The organism is Pseudokineococcus sp. 1T1Z-3 (assembly GCF_037482365.1).
Taxonomy (GTDB): Bacteria; Actinomycetota; Actinomycetes; order Actinomycetales; family Quadrisphaeraceae; genus Pseudokineococcus.
The window spans coordinates 110943-123924 of record NZ_JBBHZF010000024.1; the positions used below are offsets into that span (position 1 = coordinate 110943).

The following is a 12982-nucleotide window of genomic DNA, read 5'->3' on the forward strand; positions in this document are numbered from 1 at the left end:
TGGCGCGCAGATGTGTCCGACGTCGCACCCGCGGGCCCCGGTCGGCGCACCCGCGCCACGCGACGCGTCGGGAGAGGGCGGCGCAGGGCGGGCAGGGCGCGGCGGGGCGTCGGTGTCCGTGCCCGGACGTACGCTCCTGCCTGCCGCTCGAACCCCCCTCTCGACCCGTCCCTCGACCCCGTCCTCGAAGCCCGTCCTCGAAGCCCGCCGACCCGCCACCGCCCGCCGCCTGGGCGGAGCACCCGCACCCCTGAGTCCACCCCCCGCGCCCCTGGCCCTCTCCCGGGCCCTCTCCCCGGGGCGCACCCCTGGAGGCCCTCGCATGCCGTCCCCGTCCGCCGCGAAGGACCAGTTCGTCCACCTGCACGTGCACACCGAGTACTCGATGCTCGACGGCGCGGCGCGGGTGGACGACCTCATGGCGGAGGCCGCACGGCTGGGGATGCCGGCGCTCGCGACGACCGACCACGGGTTCGTCTTCGGCGCCTACGACTTCTGGCGTGCGGGGCAGAAGCACGGCGTCAAGCCGATCATCGGGCTCGAGGCCTACGTCGCCCCCGGCACCCACCGCGGGGACCGCACCCGCGTCAAGTGGGGGGCCCAGGGCACCTCCAGCCGCGACGACGTCTCCGGCGGCGGCGCCTTCACCCACATGACGATGCTCGCCGAGAGCACCGAGGGCATGCACAACCTCTTCCGGCTGGCCTCACGGGCCTCGCTCGAGGGGCACTTCTACAAGCCGCGGATGGACCGGGAGATCCTCGCCGAGCACGCGCGCGGGCTCATCGCCACCACGGGATGCCCCTCCTCGGAGGTGCAGACCCGGCTGCGCCTGGGCCAGTACCGCGAGGCGCTGCAGGCGGCCAGCGACTACCGCGACATCTTCGGCGCCGACAGCTACTACTGCGAGCTCATGGACCACGGGCTCGACATCGAGCGCCGCACGCGCGAGGACCTGCTGCGCCTGGCCAAGGAGCTCGGCCTGCCGCTGGTCGCGACCAACGACCTGCACTACACCCGCGCCGAGGACGCGACGGCGCACGCGGCGCTGCTGTGCGTGCAGTCGGGCTCCACGCTCGCCGACCCCAACCGGTTCAAGTTCGACGCCGACGACTTCTACCTCAAGAGCGCGCAGGAGATGCGGCGCACGTGGCGCGAGCTGCCCGAGGCGTGCGACAGCACCCTGGCCATCGCCGAGCGGTGCGAGGTGTCCTTCACCGAGGGCAACGGCACCTACATGCCGCGCTTCGACGTGCCGCAGGGGCACACCGAGCAGTCCTGGTTCGTCGAGGAGGTCCAGCGCGGCCTGCACCGGCGCTACCCGGGCGGCATCCCGCCGGAGTCCCAGGCGCAGGCCGACTTCGAGTGCCAGGTCATCGCCCAGATGGGCTTCCCCGGCTACTTCCTCGTCGTCGCCGACTTCATCACCTGGTCCAAGGAGAACGGCATCCGCGTGGGCCCGGGCCGAGGCTCGGGCGCCGGCTCCATGGCGGCCTACGCCATGCGCATCACCGACCTGGACCCGCTGGCGCACGGCCTCATCTTCGAGCGCTTCCTCAACCCCGAGCGCGTCTCGATGCCCGACTTCGACGTCGACTTCGACGAGCGCCGGCGCGGGGAGGTCATCCGCTACGTCACCGAGAAGTACGGCGACGACCGCGTCGCGATGATCGTCACCTACGGCACCATCAAGGCCAAGCAGGCCCTCAAGGACTCCTCGCGCGTCCTGGGCTACCCCTTCGCCATGGGGGAGAGGCTCACGAAGGCGATGCCGCCCACCGTCATGGGCAAGGACATCCCGCTCGCGGGCATCTTCGACCCCGAGCACAAGCGGTACAAGGAGGCCGAGGAGTTCCGCCAGCTGCACGCGGGCGACCCCGACGCGCAGAAGGTCGTCGGCACCGCGCGGGGGCTGGAGGGGCTCAAGCGGCAGTGGGGCGTGCACGCGGCCGGCGTCATCATGTCGAGCGAGCCCCTCGTCGACGTCATCCCGCTCATGCGCCGCGAGCAGGACGGCGCGATCATCACGCAGTTCGACTACCCGACCTGCGAGGGCCTCGGCCTCATCAAGATGGACTTCCTGGGGCTGCGCAACCTCACGGTCCTCGACGACGCCCTGGCGAACATCGTCACCAACGGCGGGCAGCCGGTCGACCTCGACGAGCTCACCCTCGACGACAAGAAGACCTTCGAGCTGCTGCAGCGGGGGGACACCCTGGGGGTCTTCCAGCTCGACGGCGGGCCCATGCGCTCGCTGCTGCGGATGATGAAGCCCGACGTCTTCGAGGACATCTCCGCCGTCGGCGCGCTCTACCGCCCGGGTCCCATGGGGGCGGGGTCGCACACGAACTACGCGCTGCGCAAGAACGGGCAGCAGGAGATCACCCCGATCCACCCCGAGCTGGCCGAGCCGCTCGCGGACGTGCTGGGGGAGACGTACGGCCTGATCGTGTACCAGGAGCAGGTCATGGCCATCGCGCAGAAGCTGGCCGGGTACTCCCTCGGCAAGGCCGACCTGCTGCGGCGTGCCATGGGCAAGAAGAAGCGCGAGGTCCTCGACGCCGAGTACATCGGCTTCCGCGACGGCATGGCGGCCAACGGCTACTCCGAGGCGGCCGTCAAGACGCTGTGGGACATCCTGCTGCCGTTCTCCGACTACGCCTTCAACAAGGCGCACTCGGCGGCCTACGGCGTCGTCTCCTACTGGACCGCCTACCTCAAGGCCAACCACCCGGCCGAGTACATGGCGGCGCTGCTGACGAGCGTGCGCGACGACAAGGACAAGTCGGCGCTGTACCTCGGCGAGTGCCGCCGCATGCGCATCACCGTGCTGCCGCCCGACGTCAACTCCTCGATCGGCACCTATGCGGCCGTCGGCGCCGACATCCGCTTCGGGCTCGCGGCCATCCGCAACGTCGGGCAGAACGTCGTCGACGCGATCGTCGCGGCCCGCGAGGCCAAGGGCGCCTTCACCTCCTTCGAGGACTTCCTGCGCAAGGTCCCGGCCGTCGTCTGCAACAAGCGGACCATCGAGTCCCTCGTCAAGGCCGGGGCCTTCGACTCCCTCGGCCACACGCGGGCCGGGCTCGCGGCCGTCCACGAGGTGTACGTCGACGCGCTCGTCGACGAGAAGCGGCAGGAGGCGATCGGCCAGGACTCCCTCTTCGGCGGGCTCGGCGACGACTCCGCCGTCGAGCTGGCCGCGCTGCCCCCGGTCGGGACGCACGAGTGGGACAAGCGCGAGCTGCTGGCCAGCGAGCGGGCGATGCTCGGCCTCTACGTCTCCGACCACCCGCTCTTCGGGCTGGAGCACGTCCTGGCGGGGGCCGCCGACTGCTCCATCTCCTCCTTCGTCTCCGACGAGTCCCGCCGTGACGGCTCGACGGTGACGATCGCGGGCATGGTCACCTCGGTGACGCGGAAGATGACGAAGCAGGGCAGCGCCTGGGCCATCGCGACGGTCGAGGACCTCGAGGGCTCGGTGGAGGTCCTCTTCTTCCCCAAGACCTACACCGAGGTCATGCACGAGCTGCGCGAGGACCTCGTCTGCGTCGTCCGGGGCCGGGTCAACCGGCGCGACGACGTCCCCACCATCTACGCGAGCGAGATGTCGCTGCCCGACACCTCGATCCCCTCGGGCGGCCCGCTGGTCATCGAGATGGCGACGAGCCGGTGCACGCCGCCGCGGGTGGAGAAGCTGAAGGACGTCCTGCAGATGCACTCCGGAGGCACCGAGGTTCACCTGCGGCTGCGCTCCTCGCCGGAGCGAGCCACCCTCATGCGCCTGGACCCGGGCCTCAAGGTGACGCCGTCGCCGTCCCTGTACGGGGACCTCAAGGCGCTGCTGGGCTCCTCGTGCCTCGGGTGAGCCCGTGCCCGAGGTGAGCGGGGCGACCCGGGACGCGCCACCCCTGCGCGCGGGGCGGGTCGTGCTCGGCTGGTGGGCGCTCGTGGCCGCCGCCGTGCTGGCGTGGTGGCTGCTCGCGCCGCAGCCCGAGGTCGTGACGGACGGCGCCCAGCGGGTCGCACCGGGTCTGCCCGAGCTGGCGGCGGCCCAGGACGGCACCTTCGTGCTCGTCACGGCGGCGGCGGGCGCCCTCATGGGCCTGGGTCTCCTGCGGGTCGGGCCGACGGCGGACCGGGTCGTCGTCATGGTGCTCACGGCGCTGGGCGGTGCCTACGTCACCTCGTTCGCGGGGACCTGGCTCGGCGGCTGGGTCGCCGGCCCGCGCCGCGCCCCGGCGCTGCCTGAGGACATCGGCGACACCCTCGTCGACGGCGCCTCCGTCGCGTCGTCCCAGCTGACCCTCTCCTCGGACGTCGCCCTCGCCGTCTGGCCGGTCGCGGCGGCGCTCGTCGTCACGGGCGTGCTCATCGCCCGGCTGCTGCGGGGGCCCGTCGTCCGCGAGGCGGAGGACGAGGACCAGTAGGTGTCCGTGTCCGTGCCCGTGCCCGAGCCCGTGCGTGGTCACGGACGCGCAGGCCTGCCGGGCGCAGTCCTCAGTTCGGCGTCAGGTAGCTGAGGTCCGGCGACGTCTGCGGCAACGCCCGGGTGGCCTGGAGCAGGGCGTCCTCGCGCGCGAGCAGGTGCTGGACGGCCTCGAGCCGGGCGACGGCGTCGGGCAGCTCGAGCAGCGCCTGGCGCTCGGGCAGGGAGAGCACCATGCCGGCGGTGGCGAGGTAGGACAGGACACGCGGGGAGGTGACGGCGACCGGCTCGTCGGAGCCGCCGAGCCGCGAGCGGTAGGCGCTGAAGGCCGCCGAGACGCGCACCGCGAGGGCGGCGGCGCGAGCCGGCTCGCCCTCGGGGTCCTCCATCGGCGTCACGAGGCCCGTCGCCCACGGGGTGTCGGCGCTCGCGTCCAGCTCATGGACGCGGAAGCGCAGCGCACCGCTCGTCACGAGCTCGAAGCGCCCGTCGTCCAGGGCGGTGAGGTCACGCACGACGGCGGTGCAGCCGACGTCGTAGAGGGCGCCTGCGCCCTCGCGGACGTCGCGGCCGGCGCGCAGGGCGACGACGCCGAACACGCGCCGGTCCTCGCGCTGGTCCTGCAGGTACCGGCACAGGGCGCGGTAGCGCGGCTCGAAGGCGGTCAGCGGCAGCACGAGGCCGGGCACCAGCACCAGCGGCAGGGGGAACAGCGGCAACGGCTGCACGCCAAGGACCCTACGTGGCCGCTCTGCGGCCGGAACGGCTGGTCGGGCCGTGGCGGCGCGCCCCTACCATCGGGGCGTGATGCGACGCCTGGACCTGCGCGGACGCCGGCTCGACGCGCGCGAGCTGCGCGGCACCCTCCCGCGCGCGCACGAGGACGTCGAGTCGGCCCTCGCCGTCGTCGCGCCGGTCGTCGAGGACGTCCGCGCCCGCGGGGCCGCCGCGCTGCTCGACCTCGCCGAGCGCCTCGACGGCGTCCGCCCGCCGCACCTGCGGGTGCCCGCAGACGCCCTCGCCGGCGCCCTGGAGCGCCTCGACCCGCAGGTGCGCGCCGCGCTGGAGGAGTCCGTGCGCCGCGCCCGGCTCGTCCACGCCGACCAGCGCCGCACCGACACGAGCACGCAGGTCGCCCCGGGCGGCACCGTCACCGAGCGCTGGGTGCCCGTGGGCCGCGTCGGCCTCTACGTCCCCGGCGGCGTCGCGGTCTACCCCAGCAGCGTCGTCATGAATGTCGTCCCCGCGCAGGAGGCGGGCGTCGAGCAGCTCGTCGTCGCGAGCCCGCCGCAGCGCGAGCACGGCGGGCTGCCGCACCCGAGCGTCCTCGCGGCGTGCGCGCTGCTCGGCGTCGAGGAGGTCTACGCCGTCGGCGGGGCACAGGCCGTCGCGATGCTCGCGCTCGGCGCCGACGCGGAGGACGGCACGCGTCTGTGCGCCCCCGTCGACCTCGTCACGGGGCCGGGCAACCGGTACGTGGCGGCCGCCAAGCGGCTGCTGCGCGGCGTCGTCGGCATCGACGCCGAGGCGGGGCCGACCGAGGTCATGGTGCTCGCCGACGCGGGTGCCGACGCGCGGCTCGTGGCCGCCGACCTCGTCAGCCAGGCCGAGCATGACGAGGTCGCCGCCGGCGTCCTCGTCACGACCTCGGAGGACCTCGCCGAGCGTGTCCTCGCCGAGCTCGCGGTCCAGGTGCCCGCCACCAAGCACGCGGAGCGGGTCGCGACGGCGCTGTCGGGCGAGCAGTCCGCTGTCGTCCTCGTCGACGACGAGGCGGGCCTGCTGGCCGTCGCCGACGGCTACGGCGCGGAGCACCTGGAGGTGCAGACGGCCGACGCGGCCGCGCTCGCCGCCCGCGTGCGCAACGCCGGGGCGATCTTCGTCGGCCCGCACTCGCCGGTCTCGCTCGGGGACTACTGCGCCGGCTCCAACCACGTGCTGCCCACGGGCGGCTGCGCCTGCTTCTCCAGCGGGCTGTCGGTGCAGACCTTCCTGCGCGGCATCCACGTCGTCGACTACTCCGCCGAGGCGCTCGCCGACGTCGCCCCGCACGTCGTCGCCCTCGCCGAGGCCGAGGACCTACCCGCCCACGGCCAGGCCGTGACGGCCCGCACCCGGGTGCCGGCCGAGGTGGCCGCGGGGACGCCGTCGTGAGCCCGTCGTGAGTACTGACCAGCCGACGACGACGACCGACCCGGTGGCGGTGCGCCCCGCCTCCTCCGCCGCAGGCAGGGCGACGACGGCGCTCGCCGACCTCCCCCTGCGCGCGGAGCTGCGCGGCGTCGAGCCCTACGGCGCGCCGCAGCTCGACGTGCCGGTGCTGCTCAACGTCAACGAGAACCCGGTGCCGCCGTCGGAGCAGGTCGCCCGCGAGATGGGCGAGGCCGTCGCCGCCGCCGCGCGCGGCCTCAACCGCTACCCCGACCGCGAGTTCCTCGACCTGCGCGCCGACCTGGCCGACTTCCTGGCCCTGGAGTCGGGTGTGCGGCTGCCGCCGGAGCAGGTGTGGGCGGCCAACGGCTCCAACGAGGTGATGCTGCAGCTGCTGCAGGCCTTCGGCGGGCACGGGCGCACCGCCGTGTCCTTCGCGCCGACGTACTCGATGTACCCCGAGTACGCCCGCGACACCGGCACCCGGTGGGTGGCGGGGCGCCGCGCGGAGGACTTCACCGTCGACCCCGACGCCGCCGTGGCGCTCGTGCGGGCCGAGCAGCCGTCCGTCGTCCTGCTCGCCTCGCCGAACAACCCGACGGGCACGGCGCTGCCGGCCGCCGTCGTGGAGGCCGTGTGCGACGTCGCCCCGGGCGTCGTCGTCGTCGACGAGGCCTACGCGGAGTTCCGCCGCGCCGGCGTCCCGAGCGCCCTCGAGCTGCTCGAGCGCTACCCGCGCCTGGCCGTGAGCCGGACGATGAGCAAGGCCTTCAGCCTCGCCGGCGCGCGCGTCGGCTACCTCGCCTCCTCGCCCGCCGTCGTCGACGCCCTGCGGGTCGTCCGGCTGCCGTACCACCTCTCCGGCGTCACGCAGGCGGTGGCGCGGGTGGCGCTGCGGCACTCGGCGGAGCTGCTGCGCGGGGTCGACGCCCTGCGCGCCGAGCGCGACGACCTCGTGCTCTGGCTGCGCGCCCTCGGCCTGGAGGTGGCCGAGTCCGACGCGAACTTCGTCCTCTTCGGCCGCCTGGCCGACCGGCACGCCGCCTGGCAGGGGCTGCTCGACCGTGGCGTCCTCGTCCGCGAGACCGGCCCCGACGGCTGGCTGCGCGTCTCCGTCGGGACGCCGGAGGAGACCACCCTCTTCAAGGACGCCCTGCTGCAGGTGCTCGACGAGCCTGCGGGGGCCCGCGTCGCCTGAGCAGTGGCACCTGGCTGCTCCCGTCCGCCCCGATCCCTGACTGCTGCCCCCGACCCCCGACGCCCGACCCCGGAGACTTCCCGTGACCGAGACCCCCAGCAGCGCAGGCGCGCTCGAGGAGCGCCCCGCCCGGCGGGCCCGTGTCGAGCGCCGGACGAGCGAGTCGCACGTCGTCGTCGAGGTCGACCTCGACGGCAGCGGCGAGTCACGCGTCAGCACCGGCGTCGGCTTCTACGACCACATGCTGACGGCGCTCGCGCGGCACAGCCTCGTCGACCTCGTCGTCGAGGCCGAGGGTGACCTGCACATCGACGCCCACCACACCGTCGAGGACGTCGCGATCTGCCTCGGCCAGGCCTTCCGGCAGGCGATGGGGGACAAGAAGGGCCTCGTGCGCTTCGGCGACGCGACCGTCCCGCTCGACGAGGCCCTCGTCCACGCCGTCGTCGACGTCTCCGGGCGTCCCTACTGCGTGCACACGGGCGAGCCCGCCGGCCAGGAGCACGTCGTCATCGGGGGCGGCCCGGGCAGCACGCCCTACCTGGGCTCGTTGACCCGGCACGTGATGGAGTCCTTCGCCGTCCACGCCCACATCGGCCTGCACGTGCGCGTCCTCGCCGGGCGCGACGCCCACCACGTCGTCGAGACGCAGTTCAAGGCCCTGGCTCGCGCCCTCAAGGCGGCCCTCGCCCTGGACCCGCGCGTCACCGGTGTCCCCAGCACCAAGGGCGCGCTCTGAGCGAGGACGCCGGCGCCGCCGAGCTGGGCGGGGCTCCCGAGAGCGTCGTCGTCCTCGCGCCGGTCGCCGACGCCGACCGCCTCGCGGGCGTGCTGGCGCTCGCGAAGGTCCGCGCCGACGTCGCCCCGCTCGGCGACCGCGGGTGCCTCGTCGCCGCCGTGGGGGAGGACGCGGACGCGGGTGGCCCGGCCGACGGTGACGCCCTGGCGAGGGCCGTCTCGCGCTCCCTCGGCGCCGTGCCCGTCCTCGTCCTGCGCAGCGACGCCGGTCCCGGCGGCGGGTCCGTGCGCGCCGAGCGCTGGCGCACGGGCGCCCGCGAGCACGGCGCGGACGTCGAGCGCTCGCCCGGCCTCGTGCTCGCCGGTCTGCCGACCGACGCCGAGCGCGTCGTCCACGGGCGCGCCCGCGTCGGCGACCTGGAGGGCGCGACGTCGAGTGCTGGTCTCGGTCGCCTGGAGGCCGCCCGACGCGCCTCCGCCGGTGGTCGTGGTGCCCGCCGTGGTGCGGGAGGTCGAGGGGCCGGCGGTCTGGCCGCGCCGCGGCTGCCCTCGCCCGTGCTGCCGGCCGTCCTCGCCGTCTCGGGCGTCCTCGTCCTGCTCCTGGAGGTCGCCCAGCTGCTCTCGGGCCGCGGCTCGGCGCTGGTCGCCGCGGTCGCCCTGCTCGGCGTCGTCCTCGGCACCTCGGTCGCGCTGCGCCGCCGGGCCGCCCGCCGCGAGGAGGCGGACGACGCCGGCTGAGCGCCTCACCGGGGCCCACGCCGCCGGCGCCGCAGGACCTGCCTCGGCGGTCCTCGCGGGACCGGCCTCACCCACACCTCGTCGCCGCGACGTGTGACCTCGTCGCCTCGGCGGGTCACGACGGGGCGGCCTGCTCGTCGTCGCAGCAAGACGAGCGGACGGCGCCGAGGTCGCCGGCGCCCCACCTCTAGGCTCGGGGTGTGGCTGCACCGCGTGTCGTCGTCCTCGACCACGGGTCGGGCAACGTCCGCTCGGCCGTGCGCGCGCTGGAGGCGACGGGCGCCGACGTCGCGCTGACGGGCGACCGTGCGGCGGCGCTGGCGGCGGACGGGCTCGTCGTCCCGGGCGTCGGCGCCTTCGCGGCGGTGGCGCGGGACCTGCGGGCGGTCGGTGGGGACGAGATCGTCGCCGAGCGGCTCGCGGCGGGACGCCCGGTGCTCGGCATCTGCGTCGGGCTGCAGGTGCTCTTCGCCCGGGGCCTGGAGCACGCCGCCGACGAGGACTCCGCCGCAGCGGGTCTCGGCGTGTGGCCTGGTGACGTCGCGCGGCTGCCGACCGGCGTCGTCCCGCACATGGGCTGGAACACCGTCGAGGCGCCGTCGGCGGCGGACGGCGGGTCGGTGCTCTTCGGCGCCGAGCCCGACCCCGAGGAGCGGTTCTACTTCGTGCACTCCTTCGCCGTTCAGGCGTGGTCGGGGCCCGCCAGCGCGAGGGTGACGTGGGCCGAGCACGGCACCCGTTTCGTCGCCGCCGTCGAGGACGGCCCGCTCGCGGCGACCCAGTTCCACCCCGAGAAGTCCGGTGACGCCGGTCAACGGCTGCTGCGGCGATGGGTCGGCTCGCTGGGGGACGCCGGGTGAGCGACCTCGTCACGGGCCTGCTGCTCGCCCTCCTCGCCGCCTTCCTCGGCGGGGGCGCGCTGTCGCTGGGCCGGCAGAAGCTCGTGCCCGGTGCCGTCGTGGTCGGTGTGCTCGCCGTCGCCTCGCTCGTGGCGGCGGGCCTGTACCTCGTCCCCGAGGTGCTCGACCGGTAGGACCACCACCGCGGCACCCCTGCGCCTCAGCGCTGCTCGCGGAGCAGCCGGCGCATCCTCCGGTGCCGCTCGCGGAAGGTCCTGCGCAGCAGCGGGCGCACCAGCACGCGGTCGGCCCGGGTGCCCAGGGGACCGACGAGGCGCAGCGTGTCGGTGTACCGGCTGCCGGTGCCCTCGTCGACGGCGGTGTGGGTGTGGTGGAAGTAGCGGAAGGGGCCGCGCACCTGCTGGTCGCTGAACCCCTGCCCTGCTTCGTGGTCGTCGACGAAGGCCACCCAGGTGATCGGGACGACGTCTCTCAGCCACCACCGGAAGCGGTACGTGCCGCCCAGCTCGCCCACCTCGGTGGAGCACCAGAGCACCTGCATCCGGTCCGGCATGATCGCCACGAAGTTCTCCCGCTGCAGGCAGAAGGCGACGACCTCGGCGGCCGGGCGTGGCATCCACGAGCTGACGACGACCTCGAGCGCGCCGTCGGGCTCGTCGAGCAGCGCCAGCCCGCCGACCCGGCTGCGCCCGGCGACGGCCCGCGCGACGGCCTTGCGCCGGGCGAGCGCCATCTCGGGCGGCGTCACCACGGCCCTCGACGAGCCGCCGAGCGGCCGCGGGCCCGGGCCAGGTGCAGCGGGAGGACGCTCGCGGCGAAGGCCGCGCCGAGGACGGCGCCGAGCCGGCGGTGCGCCAGCGGCGCCGCACCTGCGAGCCGTCGCCGGCGGGTCGGCTCGGCGGCGCCCAGCACCGCCGTCCAGGCGCCCGCCACCGCCAGGGTGCGCAGGAGAAAGGCGCGCTCGTGCGGCGGCGTCCCCGCCAGCGCCCACGCGGTGACGCCGCCCGGGTGGGAGGTGACCTCGGCGGCCGTGTCGACGCCCAGCTGGGCCACCCACAGCCCGGAGACCGCGAGGCGCCGGCGGCGGCGTCGTCGCGGGCTGTCGCCGTCGGTCGCGTACCAGCCGCCGACGAGCACGCCGTCGGCCAGCGTGGCGCTGAGCGCCAGGGCCAGGAAGCGCGACGACGGGCGCCCGCTCTCCTCGTCCGTCCTCGTAACCCGGTGCACGGGGCGACCGTACGGCCGTCGGTGCCCGCGGCGGCCTGGGAGGATGACCCCGTGAGCGCCCCCGACGACCTCTCCGCCTCCTCGACCCCCGGCGACGTCGCCGTGGACGCCCCCCGGCTGGAGCTGCTGCCCGCCGTCGACGTCGCCGAGGGGCAGGCCGTGCGGCTCGTCCAGGGCGAGGCCGGCTCGGAGACCTCCTACGGCGACCCGCTCGCCGCAGCGCTCGCGTGGCAGGAGGGCGGGGCCGAGTGGATCCACCTCGTCGACCTGGACGCCGCCTTCGGGCGCGGCTCCAACGCCGAGCTGCTGGCGGGGGTCGTCGGGCGCCTCGACGTCGCCGTCGAGCTCTCCGGCGGCATCCGCGACGACGCGTCGCTGGAGCGCGCGCTGGCCACCGGCTGCCGGCGGGTCAACCTCGGCACCGCGGCCCTGGAGGACCCGGAGTGGACCCGGCGGGCCATCGCCGAGCACGGCGACCGCATCGCCGTCGGCCTCGACGTGCGCGGCACGACGCTCGCGGCCCGCGGCTGGACCCGCGAGGGCGGTGACCTCTGGGAGGTCCTCGCGCGCCTCGACGCCGACGGGTGCGCCCGCTACGTCGTCACCGACGTCACCAAGGACGGCACCCTCCGGGGGCCGAACGCCGCTCTGCTGGAGCAGGTCTGCGCCGCCACCGACAAGCCGGTCGTCGCCTCCGGCGGCATCTCCAGCCTGGCGGACCTGCAGGTGCTGCGCGCCCTCGTGCCCTCGGGCGTCGAGGGCGCCATCGTCGGCAAGGCCCTCTACGCCCGCGCCTTCACCCTCGCCGAGGCGCTCGACGTCGCCGGGCGGGCGTGACGGCTCCCGGCGCCGGCCCGCACGCCGGCCCGGGCGGCGCGGACTCCGGCGGGGTGCCGTGGGCCGGCCGCACGCTGACCCCGAGCCCTTTCGCCGGGGACGACGGCGCCGCCGAGCCGGAGGTCGTCGCGGCGCTGGCCGAGCGGGACTCCCACGGGCCCGCGGCCGTGGTCGCCGCCCTGGCCGCGACCCGCGTCTTCGTGCCCGTCGTGGCGGTAGCGGCGGGGGAGGAGCCCACCGCCACCACCGGCGACGCGGGCGCCGACATGGCCGTCGTCACGCTCACGGCGCCCGACGGGCGCCGGGCGCTGCCGGTCTTCACCTCCACCGCCGCCCTCGCGGCGTGGCGGGCGGACGCCCGGCCCGTGCCGAGCGAGGTCGAGCGGGCGGCCCTGTCGGCCGTGGACGAGGGCTGCGCGCTCCTGGTGGTCGACCTCGGCTCGGAGCGTCCGTTCGTCGTGCCCCGGCCCGCCGTCGAGGCACTCGCGCAGCAGCGGCCCTGGACGCCGTCGTGGGCGCGGGAGGACGTCGCCGCCGTGGTCGCCGCGGCGGTGGCGTCCGAGGGCGTCGTGACCAGCGCCCGGGTCGAGCGCGGGCGACGGGCCGAGACCGCGGTCGTGCTGACGCTCGCCCCGGGGCTGGACCGCGCCGACCTGGACGCCCTGATCCAGCGCGTGCAGGCGCGGCTGGCGGCGGCCGAGGTGGTCGCCGAGGCCGTGGACTCCCTCGAGCTCCGCGTGGTCGGCGCCGGGGGAGGCCAAGGCCAGGCCTGAGCCGGTCCGTCCGCCGCAGCACCGCGAGCGC

The 12982-nt window shown here is 75.5% G+C and carries 13 protein-coding genes; 10 read left to right on the top strand and 3 right to left on the bottom strand.

Annotated features, from left to right (window positions below; all coding sequences use genetic code 11):
• Positions 1 to 322: 322 nt before the first annotated feature.
• Positions 323 to 3868 (top strand): DNA polymerase III subunit alpha, encoded by a 3546-nt coding sequence (dnaE, locus tag WDV86_RS10500; RefSeq protein WP_339567581.1) that lies wholly within the window; start codon positions 323 to 325, stop codon positions 3866 to 3868.
• Between the two features lie 4 nt (positions 3869 to 3872).
• Positions 3873 to 4430: a hypothetical protein gene (locus WDV86_RS10505; RefSeq protein WP_339567582.1), complete on the top strand. Its 558-nt coding sequence runs from the start codon at positions 3873 to 3875 to the stop codon at positions 4428 to 4430.
• A 70-nt stretch (positions 4431 to 4500) separates the two neighbouring features.
• Here the strand turns inward: WDV86_RS10505 and WDV86_RS10510 are convergent, their stop codons facing one another.
• Positions 4501 to 5157 (bottom strand): LON peptidase substrate-binding domain-containing protein, encoded by a 657-nt coding sequence (locus WDV86_RS10510; protein WP_339567583.1) that lies wholly within the window; start codon positions 5155 to 5157, stop codon positions 4501 to 4503.
• Positions 5158 to 5233: 76 nt separating this feature from the next.
• On the opposite strand from WDV86_RS10510, the gene hisD reads away from it, so the two are divergent.
• The 6 genes from hisD (at position 5234) to WDV86_RS10540 (ending at position 10287) form a co-directional block, all read left to right on the top strand.
• A complete protein-coding gene (hisD, locus tag WDV86_RS10515) occupies positions 5234 to 6583 on the top strand; it encodes a histidinol dehydrogenase (protein ID WP_445263020.1) in 1350 nt (449 codons plus the stop codon).
• A 49-nt stretch (positions 6584 to 6632) separates the two neighbouring features.
• The gene (locus tag WDV86_RS10520; RefSeq protein ID WP_445263030.1) at positions 6633 to 7778 is read left to right on the top strand and encodes a histidinol-phosphate transaminase; all 1146 of its coding nucleotides are present in this window, start codon (positions 6633 to 6635) and stop codon (positions 7776 to 7778) included.
• Positions 7779 to 7860: 82 nt separating this feature from the next.
• Entirely contained in the window at positions 7861 to 8517 is a 657-nt protein-coding gene (hisB, locus tag WDV86_RS10525; protein WP_339567585.1) for an imidazoleglycerol-phosphate dehydratase HisB, read from the top strand.
• A gap of 89 nt (positions 8518 to 8606) precedes the next feature.
• Positions 8607 to 9254 (top strand): hypothetical protein, encoded by a 648-nt coding sequence (locus WDV86_RS10530; protein WP_339567586.1) that lies wholly within the window; start codon positions 8607 to 8609, stop codon positions 9252 to 9254.
• 200 nt (positions 9255 to 9454) lie between these two features.
• Positions 9455 to 10114 carry an imidazole glycerol phosphate synthase subunit HisH gene (gene hisH / locus WDV86_RS10535; RefSeq protein WP_339567587.1) on the top strand — a complete coding sequence of 220 codons (660 nt, stop codon included), beginning with the start codon at positions 9455 to 9457 and terminating at the stop codon, positions 10112 to 10114.
• Positions 10111 to 10287 carry a hypothetical protein gene (locus WDV86_RS10540; RefSeq protein ID WP_339567588.1) on the top strand — a complete coding sequence of 59 codons (177 nt, stop codon included), beginning with the start codon at positions 10111 to 10113 and terminating at the stop codon, positions 10285 to 10287. The genes hisH and WDV86_RS10540 overlap by 4 nt, the downstream gene beginning before the upstream one ends.
• A 26-nt stretch (positions 10288 to 10313) precedes the next feature.
• On the opposite strand, the gene WDV86_RS10545 is transcribed toward WDV86_RS10540, so the two are convergent.
• Positions 10314 to 10862, bottom strand: coding sequence for a hypothetical protein (locus tag WDV86_RS10545; protein ID WP_339567589.1), 549 nt, complete (start codon positions 10860 to 10862; stop codon positions 10314 to 10316).
• The gene (locus WDV86_RS10550) at positions 10859 to 11341 is read right to left on the bottom strand and encodes a hypothetical protein (protein ID WP_339567590.1); all 483 of its coding nucleotides are present in this window, start codon (positions 11339 to 11341) and stop codon (positions 10859 to 10861) included. The genes WDV86_RS10545 and WDV86_RS10550 overlap by 4 nt, the downstream gene beginning before the upstream one ends.
• 102 nt (positions 11342 to 11443) lie before the next feature.
• Here WDV86_RS10550 and priA point away from each other — a divergent pair, with 102 nt between their 5' ends.
• Positions 11444 to 12178: a bifunctional 1-(5-phosphoribosyl)-5-((5-phosphoribosylamino)methylideneamino)imidazole-4-carboxamide isomerase/phosphoribosylanthranilate isomerase PriA gene (gene priA / locus WDV86_RS10555; protein WP_445263031.1), complete on the top strand. Its 735-nt coding sequence runs from the start codon at positions 11444 to 11446 to the stop codon at positions 12176 to 12178.
• Positions 12175 to 12951 (top strand): SseB family protein, encoded by a 777-nt coding sequence (locus WDV86_RS10560; protein ID WP_339567592.1) that lies wholly within the window; start codon positions 12175 to 12177, stop codon positions 12949 to 12951. Before priA ends, WDV86_RS10560 begins: the two co-directional genes overlap by 4 nt.
• Positions 12952 to 12982: the final 31 nt, after the last annotated feature.